Genomic DNA, 23545 nt, shown 5'->3' on the forward strand with positions numbered 1-23545 from the left:
TCATATAATAGAAATAAATGCGTTTTCCGGATTTTCACCGGCCAGCAGCCATAACCTGTTGTCTATACCGGTAGCCAGCTGCCGGATGGTCCGTGCTTCAAAGAAATCATGCACCGTGATTTGTACGTCCAGCGCCAGTCGGATTCTTTTCAGTAAGATCATGGCCTTTAACGAGTCGCCTCCCAGTTCAAAAAAATCATCATCCACGCCAATACCGGTAAATCCGAAATACTGTTCCATGATCTGAGAGAGTATTTGTTCCGTGGAAGTAGCGGCCGGCACAAAGACAGTGCTCAGCGCCGGTCTTTGTTGTATGGCAGCCACTGCTGCTTCGCCTGGTAGTATCGCTGCGGCTTCGCGCGGGGCGTGGTAAGTGTTGTGCAAACGTTCCCCGAGGTCCTGCGCCGTTTGCCATATCACCGGAATGCCGGGAGTGCCGGCGCTCCACTCAAACAATGCGATGAGTTCAGCGGGGAGCAGCGCCTTTCGTTCCCGGCGTGCTTCCGCTGCTTCCTCAGCTGCGTCAAGCGTCATTTCAGAAAGACCAATACATTTCCAGGAAGGATGCTGCTGTAAGCGGGAACTGACATAGTGGTCCATAAACAGGTTCGCTGCCGCATAAGCGCCAAAGCCAATGCCGCCCAGCACGCTGGCCAGGCTGGAAGTGATCCAGACAAAATCAGGGGATTCCTTTTCAAATACCCGGGCGAGGTTGCGGATGCCATCCACTTTAGGCCGTAAAACAGCCAGCGTATTTTCAACAGAGACGTCCTCCGTCAGTTCAAAATATCGCCTGTCGATATTGCCTGCCGCATGTATCACGCCCAGCACGGGGCCAAGGGTAGCTTTGATATGACTGACCATTGTTTCAAATGCATCGTAATCGGCCGCATCACAACGGTAGTAAACCGCTGTGCCCATTGCCTGCAGCTGTTTCAACCGAATGTTCCATTCGTCGTTTTCACCGGCATGTTCCACATCCCGCCGTCCTGTCAATACTACTTTGGCCTGGCAGGTGCCGACCAGATGCTGCGCCAGGAGGAACCCCACCTTACCGAGACCGCCGGTAACGAGATAGACACCGTTTTTCTTTACAGGCTGCCGCTGCGGCGAGGGCGTTTCATTCTGCTGATAAATGCTCACCCATCTGCTATGCCCGCGCCAGGCGACTGTTCTTTCCTGATGTGATGCCTGTCCGAGTTCAAGCACCAGTCCGGCGAGCGTTGCATGGCTGTCGATGTCGATATGACTGGATGACACCGGTAATTCCTGGGGCAGCGCATTCAGCAGGCCCACCGCCAGCGCCTGGGAATAACGGCTGTTCTCTGTATGATGGATGTTGAACAGATGGTCCGTGAGCAGGAAAACATGGGTATTGTTCAGTTGCCCGCCGGCCTGCAACGCCTGTACCAGGTGGGCTAACGCAAAGTAACACTGATGTATCGTCCTGTTTTGTGCTTCCAGTACCAGCGCCTCGTCCGTTGCCCCGGCGGTCAAGCCATACAGGATGTCGGTGAAGTGAACGCCCTGCTGCAGCAGCGCAGCAGACAATAGCCCGAACTGTCCTTTATCAACGGGGTCCATGAAATACATTTTCCCGTCCACCTGCCGGAAGGCTGTATCCGCCACCACCTGTATTACCTCATGCCCTGCGGCGCAAAGCTGACGGACCAGTGATGTCTCCCAGGCTGTTCCGCCGGAGAGGAACAGGAAGGATTTTATTTTTCCGGTAACGGGCAGCAGGATGCTGCTTTTCCATACAGGATAATATATCCAGTGGTGCCACCCGGTCTTTTTTGGGGCAGACAGATACCTGTTTCCCAGTTTGAAGGGGTCTACTTCTACCGGGTAGGTGGTTTGTTCAAAAGCATACACGGGCAACGGGACCCTTCTTCTTGTTTCGTCCCTGTAATAGCACTCCCAGTCAATGCTGATGCCATTCATCCACAGTTGCGTGATGGCGCTGGCCAGCATCTGCCCGTCCGGCACATGCTCCCTGGCAGCACGTATCAGCGGCACCGTCACGATGTGCGTATCACCGGACAGCTGTTGTTTTAGCAGGCCGGATAAAATATGACCGGCTCCGGCTTCTATAAAACATATATCCGTTGACGTTGCCATGATGGTTTGTATCCCGGCAGCCAGTTGTACAGTCTCCCGCATGTGGCGGGACCAGTACTCCGGCGAAGTTGCCTCTGCGGCAGTTATCCATTCTCCGGTGACGTTGGATACAAAGGGGATTTTTATTTCACCGGGGGGGATCCCGTCCAGGGCGGCGCGAAATTCCGCCAGGACAGGGTCCAGCATAGCAGAGTGGAATGCATGGGAGGTATGTAACCGGACATGTGGTGTGCCGGAGCGCTCCAGTTGTGCCGTAACCTGCTGCATCGCATCAGGCGGGCCTGACAGCACCAGTTGTTCCGGTGCGTTCACAGCAGCCAGGCAAACGTGTTCATTCAGCAATGCGTCCGCTTCCTGGCGGCTGAGCGATACGCTGATCATGCTGCCGGCCGGCAGTCTGTCCATAAGGGCGGCCCTTTTTACGACTATCTTCAGTGCGTCTTCAAACGAGAATACACCGCTGACGCAGGCAGCTACCAGTTCCCCGATGCTGTGCCCGATCATATAATCCGGCTGGACGCCCCATGCCATGAGTTGTTTTGCCATGGCATATTCCAGCAGGAAGATGGCAGGCTGGGCGTATAGTGTTCTGTTGATTTCCGCCCCTGACGCCGCGAACCATACCTCCTGAAGCGATTTGCCGGTAAGCTGCCGGACGATGCCGAAGCCCCTGTCCAGTATATCTTTGATAAAAGGCTCCTGTTCATACAGCGTTTGTGCCATACCGTTATACTGCGATCCCTGGCCGGGAAACATGAACACTGTCAGTGGTTTATTGGCCGCAGTCTGCCGGATGGCGGCTTCCGCTGGTATATTATCCAGTTGGTGCAGCAGGTCTTCCTGGTGCTGGTACGCAAAGGCATACCGGTATGGAAAATGCCGGCGGCCTGTCTGCAGCGTAAAAGACATATCTGCCAGCGCCGGAAGTGTTTCCTGCTGCAGAAAGGCTTTTATCTTTTCCAGGTATCGGCAAACGGAACCGGGCGTACGGGCGGAAACGGTGAACAGTTTCCATGGCCTGCCCTCTGCCGCCGTTGTGGCAGCCGGAGCTTCTTCCAGCACCGCGTGCGCATTGGTGCCACCGATACCAAACGAACTAACACCGGCTCTCCGCGGCGTATCACCGGCCGCCGGCCAGGGCTGCAGCCTGGCGTTCACATAAAACGGGCCGCCTTCAAAATCGATCTCCGGATTGGGTGATTGAAAATGTAAACTGGGCGGGAGTATTTTAAACTTCAGGCTTAGCGCCGTTTTTATAAGTCCCGCCACCCCTGCGGCCGTGTCCAGGTGGCCGATGTTCGTTTTTACAGACCCCAGCGCACAGGCATGGCTACGGTCCCGGTTAAACGCTGTATTGAGGGCTTCTACTTCAATCGGATCACCCAGGCGCGTACCGGTGCCATGCGCTTCCACGTAACTGATACCGGAAGGCGCCGTATCCGCCATCGCCAGGGCCCGCCGTATACAGTCGGCCTGCCCTTCAATACTGGGTGCGGTGAAGCCGACCTTTCTGTTACCGTCGTTGTTGATGGCGCTACCCTTTATCACTGCATAAATATGGTCCCTGTCCCTGACAGCATCCTGTAAGCGTTTCAACACCACCACGCCTGCTCCTTCGCCGCCAACGGCGCCACTGGCCAGCGCGTCGAAAGCGCGGCAATGCCCGTCCCGGGAATCGATCATACCCTCCTGGTAAAAGTAGCCTTTCTGTTGCCGCGTATTCAGGGATACGCCGCCTGCCAGCGCCATGCCTGTTTCCCCCATCAGCAAACTTTTGCATGCCAGGTTAATTGCCACCAGCGATGTGGAGCAGGCTGTATTAACCGTAAAGGCCGGCCCACGAAGGTTGAGCTTATAAGACAATAAAGCAGACAGATAATCCTTGTTATTCAACTGTGACAAAGTAAAACTGTCGACTTCCCGGTTATTTTGCTGCAGCATGGAATACACCTGCCAGTTGAGATCATTTCCTCCCCCGGCATACAGGCCTATCCCCGACTTAACGGTAGCCGGATCGTATCCAGCATCTTCCAAAGCCTCCCATACACATTCATGGAAAATGCGGTGCATGGGATTCAGTATACTGGCCTCCTCCGGCCGGTAGCCGAAAAATGCAGCGTCGAACCGCGTTTTGTGTTCCAGTACTGCATCTGCTTTTACAAAGTCAGGTCGCGCTATGTCCTCCGGTGCAACGCCTGCAGCTGCCAGGTCTTCATCTGTATAAAAACGGACGGACTCCACGCCATTAGTCAGGTTGTGCCAGAATTCCTGCCAGCAGGAAGCTCCGGGAAACCGGCAGGCCATCCCAATGATGGCGATCTCTAAACCCGTATAAGGCTGGTTATGCTTCATCGGTAAACTTGTTTATCAAAAGAAGGCTGTTTTTCATGATGTCTACTGAAGCGTCGGGCGCATCTGCTGTTGATGGTTGCTGCTCTTCGCCGGTCTGCTCCAGGTATTGGGCCAGGTCGCGGATGGCAGGCAGCCCAAAGGCTTTCACTACCGGCAGGTCTTTATGGAACTGCTTCCTGATCATGGCCACCATCTTCATGAGTTTAATGGAATTGCCACCCAGCTCAAAGAAAGGCTGCGTTGTGCTGATGGGCACATCGCCCAGTAGCGTTTGCCATATTTTCACCAGCTGCTGTTCAGTATCTCCGGAGGGCGGCACATAGTCGCCGCCTCCGGCCAGCTGTTGCCCTGCCAGGGCAGGCAAGCGCTTTTTATCTGTCTTCCCGCTGGTGGTCAATGGCATCTCCGATAGCCGTACATAGCGGGCGGGCAACATATAAGCGGGCAGTATAACGGCAAGGTCTCTACGCAGCGAGGTGATGTCCGGCTCCTGGTGACTCACCAGGTATGCCACCAGTTCCATTTGCCCGCCAGTGTCCGGAAGAGCGACCACTGCGCAGGTAGTCACATAGGGCAGGCTGTTGATGGCCGCCTCTATCTCCCCGGTTTCGATACGAAAACCCCGTATTTTAACCTGTCCATCTTTTCTGCCCAGGTATTCCAGCTGACCGTCAGGCAGCCAGCGGCCATAATCCCCTGTCCGGTAAATTTTATTTCCCGGAACGAACGGGTCCGGCACGAACCGCAGGGCTGTCAGTTCGGGGTTGTTCAAATACCCTCTGGCCAGGCCTGCGCCGGCAATGCATATTTCACCGGTGCCGCCGGGAGGGACCAGCCCGCCTTCCGTATTGAGTACACGGATGGCTGTGTTCCAGATAGGGCGACCTATGGGTATGCGGGTATCGGCGGCGCCGGTCTCATAATACGTAACATCCACTGCCGCCTCCGTAGGGCCGTACAGGTTATGCAGCGTTACTGCTGTATGCCGGTACCAGCGTTGCACCGTCTCCGGCCGCAGCGCCTCTCCGCTGGCGAATACCAGCCGCAGGCCATCCATACCCGCAGGCATACCCGTTGCCGGCAGCGCATCGATGAATACGTCCAGCATGCCCGGAACAAAATGCAGGCAACTGACGCGATGCGCCACGATCAGCGCCTGTAGACGGTCAGGCGACAACACCTCTTCCTGGCTGCACAGCACCATGCGGGCGCCCATGCACAGCGGCATAAATATCTCCCATACGGACACGTCAAAGGTGAAATTGGTCTTTTGCAGGATAACGTCCTCCCTGCTGAACCCATAGTGCTCCCACATCCACCACAACCTGTTCATAACACCATAGTAGGGCATCATCACTCCTTTGGGCTTTCCGGTGGAACCGGATGTGAAGATCACATACATCAGATCTTCCGGCGTGCCCTGGCATGACAATGGCGCATCGCTGTATTGCGAAGCCTCCGGCTGGTAAGCAGCCAGCCATTCTTCGCTGATCAACAACGGCCAATGACAGTCGTCCGCAATTTCCTGTACTCTCGATGCCGGGGATGCCGGATCCAGCGGCACATAAGCAGCTCCGGCCTTCAGCACGGCCAGCAACGCTATGATCTGCCACTCGTTGCGGGGCAGCTGAACGCCTACGAGGCTTCCCCGGTTAACGCCATAGCGGGTACGAAGGCAGGTTGCCAGCCTGTTGGCCGCCACGTCCAGTGCACGAAACGTGTATTCGATACTGTTATATATCAGGGCGACAGCTTCCGGCCTGGCGGCTGCCTGCTCCTCAAACAATACCGGCAATATCCGGTCAGCCGGGAAGACATGCGCCGTATCGTTAAATCCATTCAGCAACTGGTGACAGTCTGCGTCACGCAGCATATTCAAATGCCCTACCTGCTGTTCCGGCGAGGCCACTACCGCTTTCAGCAGCTGCCCGTAGTGCGCTGCCAGCCGATGCACGGTATCTTCTTCAAAGAGCGCGGTATTGTATTCCACCCGGAGTTTAAAGACGGTATCGGTCGCTGTGGCCTCAAAGCCGAGATCGAACCGGGAAGTGGCGCTGGCCGGTTCTTCCGGCTTAACCTCCAGGCCGTCCAGTACAATAGCCGGGGCCTCCGGCTGGTTCTGCAGGATGAAAGCTGCCTGGAACAGCGGATGCCGGCTGTCATCTCTCACTTTCGTCAACCGGTCGGCCACCAGTTCAAACGGGATATCCTGGTGATCGAACGCTTCCAGTGTGTTTTGTTTTACCTGTGCCAGCACTTCACGGAAAGAACCGGCGCCTGACAGTCGAATACGGATAACCAGCATATTGATAAAAAAGCCCACCAGCTGTTCCGCAGCCCGCTGCTGCCTGCCCGCTACCGCCGTTCCCGTACAGAGGTCTTCCTGCCCGCTGTAACGGTACAGCAACACGTTGAACACTGCCAGCAATGTCATGAACAAGGTAACACCCTCTTCATGGGATAATTGTTCCAGCTGGCGTTTCAAGCCTATATCAAAATGAAAATAGAGGGCTTTGCCGGCGTGCTGTGCCACCGGGGCACGGGGATAGTCCACAGGTAGCAGCACCGGCGTTATCCCGTCCAGTTTCTTTTCCCAGTAGGCAAGCTGCCGTACCAGGTACGCCTGTCCTTCCTGCTTCCGTTGCCAGATGGCATAATCTGCATATTGGACCGGCAACGGCGGCAATGTGATAGCGCCACCGTCTTTCAGCAGGCGGTAGTTCTCCATAAACTCACGCACCAGTATCAGTACCGACCAACCGTCGGCCGCAATATGATGTAATACGATTATCAGTAATCGTTCATCCGTCCCCGTTATAATCATTGCTGCCCGCAGCATGTGGTCCGTTGTGAGCGTAAAAGCCCGGCTGGAAAAAGCGTGGATGTAACCGGACAAGTCCTGCCCTGCCGGTAGTTCTCCGCAGAAATCAAACTGCCACTTACCGGGCGGCATAATCACCTGGCGGACCTCCCCGTCATTTTCGAGATAGACCGTACGCAATATTTCATGCCTGTCGGCAATCGCACGGATAGCCTTCTCGAGGCATACAGTATCCGTAGTGCCTTTAAGACGAAGCATCACCGGCAGGTGATAATGTGCGCTGCCTGTCAACTGATGAATGAGCCATAGCCGCTCCTGTCCGAAAGACAAAGGCAGCGCGCCTGTCCGGCTCTCCGCTGCCGGCAGCAATGGCGGCAGATAAGAAGCCGGCGTGGCCTGCATGGCATTACCATCTCCCCCTGATATCCTGATATAATCAGCCAGTTGCCGGATACTGGTGTATTGAAAGAGGTCATTGATAGTAATGTCCGCGGTAAAATGTTCCCTGATGATCGCCAGCAGCCTGATCGCCTGCAGGGAGTCGCCACCGGACTGAAAAAAATCACTGGTTACACTGACATGTTCCAGCTCCAGCACCTCTTTCCAGATATCCGCCAGTTTTCCTTCTATGGCATTCGATGCAGCAACAACACAGGTCTCTTCCTCCGGCAAGGGCGCCATCTCCTGCAGTTTTTTCCTGTCTGCCTTCCCGTTGTGGGTGACGGGCAATGCAGCGAGTGAACGCCATACTGCAGGCACCATATAACCCGGCAGCCTTTCGGCTACATAGCTGGTCAGTTTCTCCTGGTCGAATACTGCCCCCGGCACCACAAAAGCAGTCAGCTGCAGCTGTCCGCCTGCCTGTGCTACCGCCATCACCTCACATTGCTGTACCAGGCCGCTCGCCATCACCACGGCAGCCACTTCTGCCGGCTCTATCCTGTAACCACGGACCTTTATCTGATCATCGCGCCTGCCGGTATAAACGATTTTACCGTTAGCCAGCCATTTGCCGGTATCACCGGTATAATACAACCGCTCTCCCGGCACATCGGGCCAGGGCGTTGTAATGAACCGCTCTGCCGTCAGCGCCGGCTGATGCAGGTATCCGCGGGCCAGGCCGGAACCGCCGATATATATATCGCCTGGTACGCCCACCGGCAACACCTCCTGGTGAACGCCCAGTATATACACCTGTACATTATCTATCGGCGTGCCGATGCTTTCCATTTCTTCGTCATCCATGTCGGGCTGAATAAGATGGATGGTGGTACACACCGTACACTCCGTAGGCCCGTAAGCGTTATAAAAAGACAGGTGGCGGCTCAGGTACCGGGCAGCGGCAGTATGGAGTTTCTCTCCCGCACTGATGATCACCCGGAGAGAAAGGAAGGTATCCCACGGCAGCGCGCCCAGGTAGGAAGGCGGCAATGTCACTACGGTAATCTGCTGTTGCTGCAGCAATGCGGAAAAAAGCTGCGCATCTTTCAGCGCCGGCCTGTCCGCCATCACCAGCCGGGCGCCGGCGCACAGGGCCATAAACATTTCGGACACCGCAGCATCGAAGGACAGGGATGCAAACTGCAACACTTTGTCGGATGCCCGTATATCGAACTGCCGAATCTGGCATTGTATCATATTCAGCAAGCCGCCGTGTTCCAGCATCACGCCTTTCGGCGTACCGGTAGTACCGCTGGTGTATATCACATAGGCCAGCGAACCAGGCAGGATGGCCGTTACCGGCTCTTCCCGGGTCTCAGGAAGATGATGCTGGCCGTTGTCCAGCAAAAAGATTTCTCCCTGGTAATCGGGCTGTTCTGCCAGTTGGTCTATGTCTGTCAACAGTAACTTAACACCGGCATCGGCTAAAATCCACGCTTTCCTTTTGGCCGGCAGCGCCGTGTCCAGCGGCAGGTAAACGGCGCCGGCTTTCAGAATGGCCAGCATGGCGACCACCCATTTATCGGAAGGTGGCACCATCAGCGCAACAATTTCTTCAGCGCCCGGATGATAATGGGTTTTCAGGTACCCCGCCAGTTTATTGACTTCCCTGTTCAGCTCTTCATAGGTGAGCATTGTATCACCATATGCAAGGGCTATCGCATCGGGTGTGGCGCTAACGTATTTTTCAAACAGGGAGATCACTGTCTGATTCTCATGCCGTTCCCTGGCAGTACGGTTAAATCCGTGCACGATCATCTCCCGTTGTGCAACATCCAGCAGCGTCATGTTTTTCACCATGCAGTCCAACTGCCCGGCATACGACAGCACCTGCACCCACTGCCGGAATAGCTGTGCGATGAAGTAGCCGGTAAAAGCTTGCTGATCATAATGAAAATGCAGGCTTATTTTGTCTGCCTCTCTGCAGATATCGATACGGAGATCATCATCAGCTGTCTGAACACCGGCGTGGATTTCCGGATACGCCAGCAGGACGTTTGATAACGGCCGGTGTGCTGCCGGCGACGTATAAGCCGTCTTTAAAGCATGGTTCACGCTATTCAGGAGCTGCCGCAGCGAACTGGTGTCAGGGACATTCACACTTACCATGATACGTTCTTCCCTGCCTGTCTGCACGGCCATTAACGGTATTCCCAGGGTGATACGGTCCGCCTGCAGGAGTTTCTTCAATACAATGCTCAGTGTACCAAACAAACATACATACAAGGCAGAGGCATCTTCTCTCGTAATCTGCAGCAGCGTGGTGGCTACCGTAGCCGGTATCCAGCCAGTGTAGCCGGCAAAACTATGGTATGCCCCGGTGGCAGCCCGTTCCCGGAAAACAAACGGAGGTTCAATAGTCAGCGGAGACTGTTGCTCCGATACTTGTTCGGTCATCTCAAAAAACGATTAAAAATTTATTGAAAAATGGTTTTTCAAATCCTCCACAGTAGTGGTGGCATCTTCTCCTGTCCCAACGGAGGCGACAGGTATATCGGGAGAGCCAGCCAGTTGCGTGAGTATAGAAAGGAAACGGTCCATCAGTAACCGGATGGTATGCCGGCGAAACAAAGCGAGATTATATTCAAAATTAACGGTGAACCGGTCTTCCCGCTCAATAAACTCCATGCGGAGGTCCACCGATGACGTAGTGTTATCAAAAGGGAGCACCGTTACCTCCATTTCCCCCATGCGGGTAGCTTCCTGCCGGTGCACCTGCAGGTTCTGCAATACAACCACCACATCAAACAGTGGCGCCCTGCCGGCATCTCTTGTATAGCGCAGCTCCGAAACGACTTTATCGAAAGGATACTCCTGGTGCTTACTGGCTTCCAGCATAGACTGACGGACAGCCATCACCACGTCTCGGTAAGTGTAATGGTGCTCAAGGCGGGTACGCAAGGCCAGCGTATTCAGGTAAAAGCCTACCTGCATTTCCAGTTCGGCATGACTTCTCAGCGAAACGGGATACCCCACCACAATATCCTGATCTCCTGTATACCGGAACAGGAGCACTTTTGCAGCAGCCATCAGCAGGTTGTATAAGCTTACCCCCCAACTTCCCGCCAGCGCCTGCATCCGGGCATAAACATCAGGAGGGATGCTATCCGAAACGATGCCCGCCCCGGGCATGAATACGGCAGGTCTTGCAAAATCCGTTGGCAGGTTAAGACGGGGAATCCCTCCACCCAACTGTGAGAGCCAGTACGTGCGATGCGCGGCCATGCTCTCCTGCTGCAGCTGTTCCTGCTGCCAGCAGGCATAGTCCTTGTATTGTAAACGTAACGGCGGCAGCACTGCTTCCTCCCCGTTGCTATAAGCTTCGTATAAACGCAGCACCTCTCCCACGATCACTTCCATTGACCAGCCATCGGTGATAATGTGATGCAGGGTCAGTACAAATACATATTCTGACGCACCCGTACGCAGCAGTCTTGCCCGTATCAAAGGCCCTTGTGACAAGTCAAATGCCGTTGTTTGTTCCGACGCCACCACACTGCTCACCGTCTCCGCCGCCGCACGCAGGTCTGTTTCTTCCAGGTGGAAACCGCAGGCGGCAATATCCAGTATTTGTTGCACCGGCATACCGTCTACCGTCTTAAAAACGGTGCGGAGGCTCTCATGCCGCGCCACCACCGCCTGCAACGACTGCCGGAAGGCGTCCCTGTCCAGCGGGCCGCTCATCCTGTAGGCGCCGCAGATATTGTAAGCTACAGCCCCTTCGGGGAACTGGCTCAGGATCCATAAGCGCCTTTGCGCATGCGACAGTTCATAGTATGGTCGAGGTGCTGCCAGCGGGACCGTCCCCGTGGCCACCGACGGTGACAACGCCTCCACGATGCCTGCCAGCTCCGATATCACCGGATGATCAAACAGGTCCTGCAATCCGGGGGAAACTCCCAGCTCGCGGTGAATGCGGGACAGTATCTGCATGGCACGCAGACTATGGCCGCCCAGTTCAAAAAAATTATCCTGTACGCCTATACGTTCCTGCACAAGTACTTCCTCCCATATACGCACCAGCAGGCGCTCCAGCGCCGATGCAGGTGCTACGTAACCGCTGCTCCCGGCCACACCCTGGACCGCCGGCAGCTGTTTCCTGTCTACCTTCCCGTTGGCTGACATGGGCAGCTGCTCCAGGACAGCGATATAACCCGGTACCATATACGAAGGCAGCACTTCCTTTGCATAAGCCTGCAGTTCCGCTACGCTGACCGTATCCTGCAACACCACGTAGGCCGTCAGAAACGTGTTCCCGTCTGATCCCTGCCCTGCCACCACCGCCGCCTGTTTGACAGCCGTATGTTGCTGTAGTGCATGCTCTATCTCCCCGGGCTCTACGCGGTAGCCCCGGACCTTCACCTGGTCGTCGCTGCGGCCGCCGAACAATATGCGGCCGTTGTGGTCCCACCGGCCTACGTCGCCTGTGCGGTAAATACGCCCGCTGCTGCGGAAAGGATGGGCGATGAAGCGGGCGGCCGTCATCGCTTCCTGCCCACGGTAGCCGCGGGCCAGGCCCGCGCCGCCGATATAAATATCACCTGCAACGCCTTCCGGCAAAGGTTGCAGGCGATCATTCAAAATATAAATTTCTGTATTGCAGATAGGACGGCCTATGCTCAGCGCATCGTCCGGCACCGTTATCTGTTGCATGCACGACCAGATAGTCGTTTCCGTAGGGCCGTACATATTCCAGCAGGCGGCACATTCCTGCAGCAGCCGCCGGGCAACTTCCACCGGCATCCGTTCCCCGCCGCACAGCGCGGTCATGGTCCTGTTGCCACGCCAGCCGGCGTCCAGCAACAGCTGCCACAGTCCGGGCGTACACTGCATCAGGTCAGGCTGCGACTCCGTCAGCAGCGCCGACAGCCCTATCGCATCCTGCACCTGCTCCCGCGATGCGATGATCACCGTACCGCCGCTGATCAACGGCAGCAACAGTTCCAGCACAGATATGTCAAAGGCATAGGTAGTCACCGCCAGCAAACGCATGCCCTCCCGTATGTTCAAACGGGACTGCATACTCAGCAGGAAGTTGATCACCGCGCTGTGCGGCACTTCCACGCCTTTAGGCTGACCTGTAGAACCGGATGTATACATGACATAGGCCAGTCCCCCGGCATCATAGTGTGCTGTAAAAGCGGCCGTTTCGGTATCCGTGCTGTGGTCGTCCACCAGCAGCGGTACAAATCCCTGCTCCAGCAGCCACGGCGCATAACGCGCCGTCGTCACCACCTCCCGCACACCGCTCTGTTCCAGGATATACTTTATCCGTGGCTCCGGATGCTCCGGATCAATGGGCACATAAGCTACGCCCGCACGAAGGATGCCCAGGATACCCGACAACATCTTCCAGGACCGGTCCAGCATAATGCCCGCCACGCCGCCGGTCGTCTGCTGCAGGCGCATAGACAGTGCACGCGAGTGCCGTTCCAGTTCCTGGTAGTTTAAAACAGTATCTCCGGATATCACCGCCGGCTGCTGCGGCGTGCGTACACATTGTTCCATAAAATAGTCCATCACCGTCCGCCCGGAGGGATAAGCCACCGCCGTATCGTTGAAGCGATGCAGGATACGGTCGCGCGAAGCATCGTCCAGCAAAGAGATTGTCGCTATCGGTTGTTCAGGATTATCCACCAGCCGCTCCAGCAACAGGCGGTATTGTTCCACCAACCGGGTAACACTATCTGCGTCAAACAGGGACGTGTTGTATTCCACCTGCATGGTGATATAACTGCCGGCATCGCGGAACATGCAGGTAAGGTCATATTTACTGATGCCATGATAGTCACCAACCGGTTGTATGTCCAGCGCACGCATCACCGGCTGTAATGGTTGCCCGAAAGCATCTGTATCCATTCCTACTACAATGTCAAACAAAGGAGACCGGCTCCTGTCTCTCGGCAGCTGCAGTTCTTCCACAAGTTTGTCAAACGGGTAGGATTGATGTGTGTATCCATCCAGGGCAACGGTCCGCACCTGTTCCAAAATCGCGTTAAAAGAATCGTCCCCTGTAAAACGGGCTCTTACAGGTATCATATTCATGTAACATCCCACCTGGTCATACAAACTGATATGCCCTCTGCCCGACACCGGCGTACCTGTTACAATATCTGTTGCGGTGGTATAATGATGAAGCAATACCTTGAATGCTGTCAGCAAAGTCATAAAAACAGTGCCCTGCTGCCCGCTGCTTGTCGCCCTGATTTTATCTGTCAATACGCTATCCAGGCCGACGGTCATCAGGCTGCCACGGAACGTTTGCCGCTCCGGCCGTTTTTTGGCCATTGGCAGATCAAGCGGGGAAATATGGCCATCCAACTGTGAGAGCCAGTACGCGCGATGCGCGGCCATGCTCTCCTGCTGCAGCTGTTCCTGCTGCCAGCAGGCATAGTCCTTGTATTGTAAACGTAACGGCGGCAGCACTGCTTCCTCCCCGTTGCTATAAGCTTCGTATAAACGCAGCACCTCTCCCACGATCACTTCCATTGACCAGCCATCGGTGATAATGTGATGCAGGGTCAGTACAAATACATATTCTGACGCACCCGTACGCAGCAGTCTTGCCCGTATCAAAGGCCCTTGTGACAAGTCAAATGCCGTTGTTTGTTCCGACGCCACCACACTGCTCACCGTCTCCGCCGCCGCACGCAGGTCTGTTTCTTCCAGGTGGAAACCGCAGGCGGCAATATCCAGTATTTGTTGCACCGGCATACCGTCTACCGTCTTAAAAACGGTGCGGAGGCTCTCATGCCGCGCCACCACCGCCTGCAACGACTGCCGGAAGGCGTCCCTGTCCAGCGGGCCGCTCATCCTGTAGGCGCCGCAGATATTGTAAGCTACAGCCCCTTCGGGGAACTGGCTCAGGATCCATAAGCGCCTTTGCGCATGCGACAGTTCATAGTATGGTCGAGGTGCTGCCAGCGGGACCGTTCCCGTGGCCACCGACGGTGACAACGCTGCCACGATGCCTGCCAGCTCCGATATCACCGGATGATCAAACAGGTCCTGCAATCCGGGGGAAACACCCAGCTCGCGGTGAATACGGGACAGTATCTGCATGGCACGCAGACTATGGCCGCCCAGTTCAAAAAAATTATCCTGCACGCCTATACGTTCCTGCACAAGTACTTCCTCCCATATACGCACCAGCAGGCGCTCCAGCGCCGATGAAGGTGCTACGTAACCGCCGCTACCGGCCACACCCTTGACCGCCGGCAGCTGTTTCCTGTCTACCTTCCCGTTGGCCGACATGGGCAGCTGCTCCAGGACAGCGATATAACCCGGTACCATATACGAAGGCAGCACTTCCTTTGCATAAGCCTGCAGTTCTGCTACGCTGACCGTATCCTGCAACACCACGTAGGCCGTCAGGAACGTGTTCCCGTCTGGTCCCTGCCCTGCCACCACCGCCGCCTGTTTAACAGCCGTATGTTGCTGTAAGGCATGCTCTATCTCCCCGGGCTCTACGCGGTAGCCCCGGACCTTCACCTGGTCGTCGCTGCGGCCGCCGAACAATATGCGGCCGTTGTGGTCCCACCGGCCTACGTCGCCTGTGCGGTAAATACGCCCGCTGCTGCGGAAAGGATGGGCGATGAAGCGGGCGGCCGTCATCGCTTCCTGCCCACGGTAGCCGCGGGCCAGGCCCGCGCCGCCGATATAAATATCACCTGCAACGCCTTCCGGCAAAGGTTGCAGGCGATCATTCAAAATATAAATTTCTGTATTGCAGATAGGACGGCCTATGCTCAGCGCATCGTCCGGCACCGTTATCTGTTGCATGCACGACCAGATAGTCGTTTCCGTAGGGCCGTACATATTCCAGCAGGCGGCACATTCCTGCAGCAGCCGCCGGGCAACTTCCACCGGCATCCGTTCCCCGCCGCACAGCGCGGTCATGGTCCTGTTGCCACGCCAGCCGGCGTCCAGCAACAGCTGCCACAGTCCGGGCGTACACTGCATCAGGTCAGGCTGCGACTCCGTCAGCAGCGCCGATAGCCCTATCGCATCCTGCACCTGCTCCCGCGATGCGATGATCACCGTGCCGCCGCTGATCAACGGCAGCAACAGTTCCAGCACAGATATGTCAAAGGCATAGGTAGTCACCGCCAGCAAACGCATGCCCTCCCGTATGTTCAAACGGGACTGCATACTCAGCAGGAAGTTGATCACCGCGCTGTGCGGCACTTCCACGCCTTTAGGCTGACCTGTAGAACCGGATGTATACATGACATAGGCCAGTCCCCCGGCATCATAGTGTGCTGTAAAAGCGGCCATTTCGGTATCCGTGCTGTGGTCGTCCACCAGCAGCGGTACAAATCCCTGCTCCAGCAGCCACGGCGCATAACGCGCCGTCGTCACCACCTCCCGCACACCGCTCTGTTCCAGGATATACTTTATCCGTGGCTCCGGATGTTCCGGATCAATGGGCACATAAGCTACGCCCGCACGAAGGATGCCCAGGATACCCGACAACATCTTCCAGGACCGGTCCAGCATAATACCCGCCACGCCGCCGGCTGCTTTCTGCAGGCGCATAGACAGTGCACGGGAGTGCCGTTCCAGTTCCCCATAGTTTAAAACAGTATCACCCGATATCACCGCCGGCTGCTGCGGCGTGCGTACACATTGGTCCATAAAATAGTCCATCACCGTCCGTCCGGAGGGATAAGCCACCGCCGTATCGTTGAAGCGATGCAGGATACGGTCGCGCGAAGCATCGTCCAGCAAAGAGATTGTCCCGATTGGCTTGCCAGGGTTATCCAGCAGTTCCGGAATAAGGGACTGAAACCGCTCCAGGCATGTTTGTATCAGCGCGGTATCGAAATAGGTAGTATTGTAATCGAAATCCACCTTCACATCGCGGATGTTGTCAAACTCCCGCACGTATACCGCAAGGCAGGCACGTTCCAGCTGGTGTGTCAGCGGCAGTACCGTAGCCGGGTGGCCGTCGAAGGAAACAGCATAATCGTGTTTTTCATAGGAAAAGAAAACCTGGTGATGCGGCCGGTGATCGGTACCTGTACGCCATCCCGCATCCGTGATCATCCGGCTCAGGGGAAGGCGCTGATGGCGGAAAGAGGCGCGTAATTCATTGTAGATATCTTTCAGCAGCACATGGAACGGCCTGTCGGTGAAACCGTTGAAAAAAAGCGGCGTCACGCCGGCGAACAGTCCGACCGTCTCTTTAAACTTTTTATTTTTCCTGTTCAGCAACGGCAGCCCCATCATCACGGTACTACCTTCTATGAGCGGAGAAAAACAAACGTATACCACACCAATGAGGAAATGAAAAACAGACACGCCCTGCGCTTTGCAAAACTGGTTGATCCGGTCGTACAAAGCTCTCTCCAGGTATAGTTCAGCCCTGTCGCTTGCCAGCGTAAAGCGACTTCTCTCACGAACAGGTTGCATAGGGCGCGGCGGTTCCAGCAGCGAAAGTTTGGAATGCCAGTAATGCCAGTCCTCCTGGTAAGACACGCTATCCAGGTATGTCCGGTCGTCTTCTGCAAAATCCAGGTAGGAGAAAGCGCTCATATCAGGCGGCGTCATGGTGCGTACAGCACTATAATGCCGGCCCAGCCGCGAAAAGAGCAACGCGGTGCTCCAACCGTCTGCAATCAGGTGATGGTACTTGCCGATAATATAAAAATGCCGATCGCCGGTCTTTAACAACATATAGTTGTTCAGCAGTTGCCCGTTTTCCAGGTCAAATGGCAATGCAAACTGCTGCCGGATAAACGTTTCAGCGCTCGCCAGCGGATCCGTTTCAGCAGAAAAATCCCGATAGACGACGGCAGGAACAGCGGTTTCCATTATCTGCATGAAGGGCGTTCCCTCATTGTTGACAATAACGGCACGCAGGCTGTCATGCTGCGCTACCAGCAGTGCGGCAGCGGCGGCAAATATCTCAGGATCGAGCGGTCCGTTGACCGCGACCTTTGCTCCGATGTTATATATAGCGCTGCCCTTATGCAACAACTGGTCGTAATACACGTCCTGTTGCGGCAGCGTAAGCGCATACAAATGAGGCATGTGATGCAAGGATTAATGAATTAATGGACGATCATATTTTTTTTGAATGATGTTGACATATATTCTCAACAATAGCATTATATTTACAACACTATACGGACAAAGAAATTTCCTCCTTCTCACAAAAGAATTTCGTTTACCCGCCTTCGTTAGTGAATTCCTGATTCAGATATCTATTCCCCTTTTTTTAACCCAAACCATCATATGAAGAAAGGTTTCACTATCTGGTTGACAGGCTATAGCGGCTCTGGAAAAACAACCATCTCTGAACAACTCTATCAAAGCCTTACCGCCAGGGAAATACGGTGTGAAAAACTGGATGGCGACATCATCCGGCAACATTTGTCCAAAGGACTTTCCTTTTCAAGGGAGGACAGATGTGAGAATATCCTCCGCATTGGTTTTATCGCCGAAATGCTGTCACGTCATGGTGTCGGGGTGATCGTATCTGCCATCTCTCCTTATCGCGAAGCACGCAACACTGTCAGAAATAAGATCGCCAACTTTATAGAAGTACATGTAAGCTGTCCTATTGAAGAATGTGCCCGCAGAGACGTTAAAGGCCTGTACCAGCGGGCGATGTCGGGCGAGATCACCAACTTCACCGGCATCAGCGATCCTTATGAAGCACCGCTGGATGCGGAAATAACCTGTGATACCGCCCATGAAAGCGTAGATGAATCCACCGACAAAATTCTGCGCGAGCTATGCAGGATGGGTATCATCTGACAAACGGCGCTCCCTGCGATTCAAAACTTTATTAACCATCCGTTCCACCTCTTATTTATGCATAAAACTGTTATCATCGGCGGAGGACTCAGCGGCATTTTGCTGGCCATCCATCTGCTTCGTCATCGTCAATGTCCGGCTACCGATATTACCGTCATCGATATTAACCCACCGGAGAAACTGGGCCAGGCTTATTCTACCCGGGAGTACCAGCATCTGTTGAATGTTCCTGCAGCGAAGATGAGCGCTTTCACAGAAGACAGCCACCACTTTATAGCGTGGCTGGCTGCCACTAACCTGCCATTTCACCAGGAGATGTTTGTTCCGAGAAATATTTACAGACGATATATACAGGATATCCTGCAGCAACAACTGGGCATGCGGGACCAACAACACCGGTACCAGTACATCCAGGGCGAAGCCGTAGATATTGTGGACGGCCATACACAGGTACTGTTAGCCTGCGGACGGCATATCCCATTTGATAAACTGGTGCTGGCCCTTGGCAACTTCGAGGCGGCGCCGTTGTCGCTGTCGGACAACAGCTACCTGGAGCATCCGGGATATTTCGCTTCCGGATGGAACAGGCCCGAACTGCAACAGGTGCCGGCCGGCAAGCGTGTATTCATTATCGGTACAGGACTTACCATGGTAGACACCGTCCTGTCACTGCGTGCGCAACAACACAGCGGCCCGGTCACTGCACTGTCTACCCATGGCTATGTCCCTATGGCGCATGCTGCAGTACCGGCATATGCATGGCCGAAAGATGAGCTTCCAACAGGTAACACCCTGCTGGAAGTATTTTCAAAAGTGAACAGGCAAATCAAAGTAGCCAAAGCCCGCGGTATCGCATGGCAGGCGGTAATAGATGCTATCCGTCCTTATATGCAGCGAATATGGACCGGGTTTCCGGTAAGCGAGAAAAAAAGATTTATGGTCCATGTACGGCATATATGGGGGGTGGCCCGTCACAGGATGCCGCCGGTATGCGCTGCTGTTATACATGAACTGCAGGAACGGAAACAACTTCATATACTGGCCGGCAGGGTCCAATCTATCCGGCAACAGGCCGATGGCGCGTTAGCGGTCCGGTATCTCGAAAGGGGCTCGCACCAGTTGCAGGAGGTATCTACCGATATCGTCATCAACTGTATGGGACCGCAGTCTGATTATACCAGGTCAAAGTCCCCGCTGATCATCCAACTGCTTTCGAGAGGCATTATCCGGCCGGACGCCTTGCGGCTGGGTATTGACTGTACGCCCGCCGGCGCCATTATTGACTGTCACGGTTGTCCTTCTGACAGGCTGTTTACCATAGGGCCGCCAGCTAAAGGCGCTTTGTGGGAAATTACGGCCGTCCCCGAAATCAGGGCAGCGGCTGCACAGCTGGCTGCTATGATCCTTACTCCCAATTACGAATATGTTCACTAATTCCTATCGCCATCAATTATGAAATATCTGCTCCATTTTTTGTCCAACGCACGTAAACTATTCGGTATCCGGATTTTTATCTTTGGTATCGCTACAGGGCTGGCTAATACAGCCCTGATTTCCATCATCAACGAAACCATTAAATATGGTATCGATGAGAAGATGCCATCGCCTTTACTCGCCGCCGGATACGTTTTATCGCTGCTGCTCTATTTTCTTTTACAGTACAGTTACCAGGCCCTCCTGATCCGGTCTGCCGAATCGCTGATCCTGCAAAGCCGGAAAGAACTGATCGACCGGATCAGAAAAAGCAGCCTGCAGAGCTTTGAGAAACTGGGAAGCACCCGCCTGTTTGTGCTGATATCGGCGGATACCGCCACCATAGGGCAGATAGCCACACTTGCTTCGGGTGTGATCACCTCTGTGATCGTAATCACCGGCGTACTGCTCTACCTGCTGGTCATCAGCATAAAAGGTTTCCTGCTGACCATCACCATTATCGCTATTTCTTTCCTGGTGGCGCTGGCAAAACAAAAACAGAACATCCGCCGCATCAAACACCTGATGGAGTTGCAAAATACTTTCCTGGGATATGTACAGCAGATGCTGAATGGTATGAAGGAAATCAAGATAGACAGCCAGGTGGACAAGGGATTGTACGATACGCAGATCAAACCCCGCATGGAGGAAGTTTCTTCCGCGACGATCAGCAACAATGTCTTCCAATCCAGGTTTTCCCTGCTCGGCCAGTCGATCTTCTTCATCACCATGGGTTGTATCCTTTACCTGTTTCCGCTGTTGAAGGTAACGATCACGGAAAACAATGCTCAGTTCGTGATCATGCTGATTTATATCCTGGGCCCCCTGCAATCTCTTCTGCCGCTGATCCCACAGTTTTCACGGATAAAATCCACGCTTGAGCGACTGGAAGAGGCCATGAAAACGTTGCAGGAAGAAGCTTCCGCGGCATATGACAGTCAACAGGCGGAAAACAGCTTTACGGAGATCCGTATCCGGGACCTGACGTATACCTACAAAACCCTTCACAATGATGAGTTTTCGCTGGGGCCTATCAATCTTGATATCAAAGCCGGCGATCTTATTTTTATACACGGGGGTAATGGTTCGGGGAAATCAACCCTGATAAAAGTGCTGACAGGATTGTATCCGCAGTCGGGCGGTAGTATTATGCGCGACAACCAGCTGATTGACTACCATAATCTGCAGATGTACCGTAATATGTTTGGCGTGATTTTCACAGACAACCATCTCTTCGAACATATTCACGGCGTGGATCAAACAGCGGCGGCAAACGTGCAGCAGCTCATCCGCAAGGTCGGGCTCGTGGAAAAGGTCAACTTCAGCCAAAACCAGTTCGACACGATCGATCTTTCAGAAGGACAAAAGAAAAGAGTGGCCCTGGTCAGCGCCCTTGTGCGCAATAAGCCCATCTACATCTTTGATGAATGGGCAGCCAACCAGGACCCGGATTTCAAACACTTCTTTTATCAGAACATTATTCCGGAGTTAAGTAAACAGCGGAAAACAGTGATCCTTATTACACATGACGACCGTTATCTGCATATTGCGCAACGCGTCATTAAAATGGAAAACGGAAAGATACAGGAACAAAAGGTATAGGTATCTCCTTAATAAAACAGTCCAAAATAAACCACAAAGCAGATAAATGGCGCCTGGAGCAACAAGTACGAAAGGTACCATTTATCTGTCTGGTATTTCTTCCGGCCGGCCAGCCACAGTGAAACCAACACGAGGCATATGGCCAGCATGGCGTAGGGCAGCATCAATGCGATGGCATATTGTTCCGGCAGCCCGAAGCCCAATATTCTGAAATTGGCCCTGGAGGTGCTCACAATCGCCATTATAATAGCTACCAGGAAAACCAGTCCAAGCAACACATTCAGCAACATTAAGTAAAAAGTCAGGCGGCTTTTGCCGGCATGTTTATACCGGCGGTAAGCGCGGGCAGCCAGCCATAAAGAAACACCCGGCAGTACGACCAGCAACACCAGCCATGCGGTATACAACCAGTTCTGCCGCTGCAGCGGCAGCCTCGGGGCAAACGCCACCACGCCATCGCTGATATGTACATTTGTCACAAAGGGGATTCCCGGCTGTGTTATGACATGCTGCCCGTCCGGCGCCTGCTCCGGGTTGGCCAGAAAGCGGTTGATCAGGCGTGTAGTCGTTTCGTTGACTACAAAGTGCCCTGTTCCTTCCAGCACATACAGAAAAGAACGGGGCAGGGAACGATGCGCCAGCTCCGCCCCTGCTACCGCAGCAATAGGGTCCATTTCGCCGGAAAGGATGAGCACCGGGATATCGCTATGGACAGCTGCGGTGTCTTCCGCCCGGAAGGGGCCTGCGTTCCATAATTTGCAGATGCTGAACTCGTCTTTGTAAAAAGTAACGCCCTGCCAGGATTTGGCAGAGGCGTCTTCAAAAGCCTGCAGACGGTTAAACGGCATACATTCCTGGCAGATAACCGAATAATACGCTCCGTACTGAAGGCGGAAGATACCATTGGACATATTTTCCACGAACCGCTTCAATGCCGGTATGTTCCTGTTTTTTACCTGTTCAATGATGATAGGTATCAGCGGATAGTTATCGCGGCTGTACAGCGCCTGCTGGATGGCCAGCAGCATATCCTGCGCGTTGATCACAAAGCGGCCGCCGGGATACTTATGCGGATCGTCCATAGGTATTATCACAGGTTGCCGTTCAAGGCCATTGATCGCAGCGGTGAAGTCCTCCCGGAGATTGGGATAGGACCGGTTACAGTCCGGGTCGGCCTTGCACTTATCGCATAACAGGTCGAGGGACCGTTTAAAATTCGGGGTTACATTTTCAAAGTAACGCACATTGGGGGGCAGCGGGGATGCCAGGATAACGCTCCGGATTCCTTCGGGGTATTCCTTCATCATCGTGAGCGCCACCCGGGTGCCGTAGGAAGTACCCCAAAGGTCCCAGGAAGTATACCCCAGCAGCTGGCAGAGATCGTGTATATCTGCCGCCATTTCACGGCTGTTATAAGCCGTCAGGTCTACTCCCCTGGCCAGCAGCGAATCTCTCACTTTGGCAGCCAGCGCGAGACGCTCTTTTGTTTCCTCTTCGGGCTTCAGATCTTTAGCGAGGATCTCCAGTATTTCCTGGTTCATCTCCGGCGTAAAATCCGGCCCGGAAAATCCTGAGCCGCGCTGGTCCATGAGTATAATGTCGCTTTCCTGCCGGATGCTGTCATACTCCGGTGAGAATACACCCACCGCTCTTCCGCCCGGGCCGCCGTGCAGGATGATCATCGGCGGCTTACCGGCTTCAGGCTTTCGCGCCCTGAATACCTGAACGGCTATACGAATTTTACGACTGTCTGGTTTGCTTCTGTTTTCTGGCACCGTCAGGTATCCGAATTGAATGTTTTCCTGGCGGAGAAAAGCCGTATCCATATCTGGAAAGGGGCAATCCGGGCAGGATGCCCAACGGAAAGAAGCGGATTTTTCCTGTGCCGGTGCAGCTGACACAGTACCAGAAAGGATAAGCAGCGTTGTCACTATCCTTTTTAAAAAAGTGTGTATGGTCATAACGAAGATT

Annotated in this window: 7 protein-coding genes; 3 read left to right on the top strand and 4 right to left on the bottom strand. The window is 54.4% G+C overall.

The features are described 5' to 3' along the window. From HF324_RS18415 to HF324_RS18425, 3 genes are read right to left on the bottom strand one after another with little or no spacing between them, the layout of a single operon-like run. Positions 1–4473, bottom strand: a complete 4473-nt coding sequence (locus HF324_RS18415) for an SDR family NAD(P)-dependent oxidoreductase (RefSeq protein WP_168860478.1) — start codon at positions 4471–4473, stop codon at positions 1–3. Then, positions 4463–10132: a non-ribosomal peptide synthetase gene (locus tag HF324_RS18420; RefSeq protein ID WP_168860479.1), complete on the bottom strand. Its 5670-nt coding sequence runs from the start codon at positions 10130–10132 to the stop codon at positions 4463–4465. Before HF324_RS18420 ends, HF324_RS18415 begins: the two co-directional genes overlap by 11 nt. A 12-nt stretch (positions 10133–10144) precedes the next feature. After that, entirely contained in the window at positions 10145–17770 is a 7626-nt protein-coding gene (locus HF324_RS18425; RefSeq protein ID WP_168860480.1) for a non-ribosomal peptide synthetase, read from the bottom strand. 204 nt (positions 17771–17974) lie between these two features. Here HF324_RS18425 and cysC point away from each other — a divergent pair, with 204 nt between their 5' ends. Genes cysC through HF324_RS18440 form a run of 3 tightly spaced genes read left to right on the top strand, consistent with a single transcriptional unit; the run spans position 17975 to position 21574 of the window. Continuing rightward, positions 17975–18499 (top strand): adenylyl-sulfate kinase, encoded by a 525-nt coding sequence (gene cysC, locus HF324_RS18430; protein WP_168803880.1) that lies wholly within the window; start codon positions 17975–17977, stop codon positions 18497–18499. Positions 18500–18556: 57 nt separating this feature from the next. After that, positions 18557–19933, top strand: a complete 1377-nt coding sequence (locus tag HF324_RS18435) for an FAD/NAD(P)-binding protein (protein ID WP_168860481.1) — start codon at positions 18557–18559, stop codon at positions 19931–19933. 18 nt (positions 19934–19951) lie between these two features. Continuing rightward, on the top strand, positions 19952–21574 hold the full coding sequence (locus tag HF324_RS18440) for a cyclic peptide export ABC transporter (RefSeq protein WP_168803882.1): 1623 nt from the start codon (positions 19952–19954) through the stop codon (positions 21572–21574). Between the two features lie 8 nt (positions 21575–21582). Here HF324_RS18440 and HF324_RS18445 read toward each other — a convergent pair whose 3' ends face one another. Beyond that, positions 21583–23535, bottom strand: a complete 1953-nt coding sequence (locus HF324_RS18445) for an alpha/beta fold hydrolase (RefSeq protein WP_168860482.1) — start codon at positions 23533–23535, stop codon at positions 21583–21585. Positions 23536–23545 lie beyond the last annotated feature (10 nt).

The organism is Chitinophaga oryzae, assembly GCF_012516375.2.
Lineage (GTDB): Bacteria > Bacteroidota > Bacteroidia > Chitinophagales > Chitinophagaceae > Chitinophaga > Chitinophaga oryzae.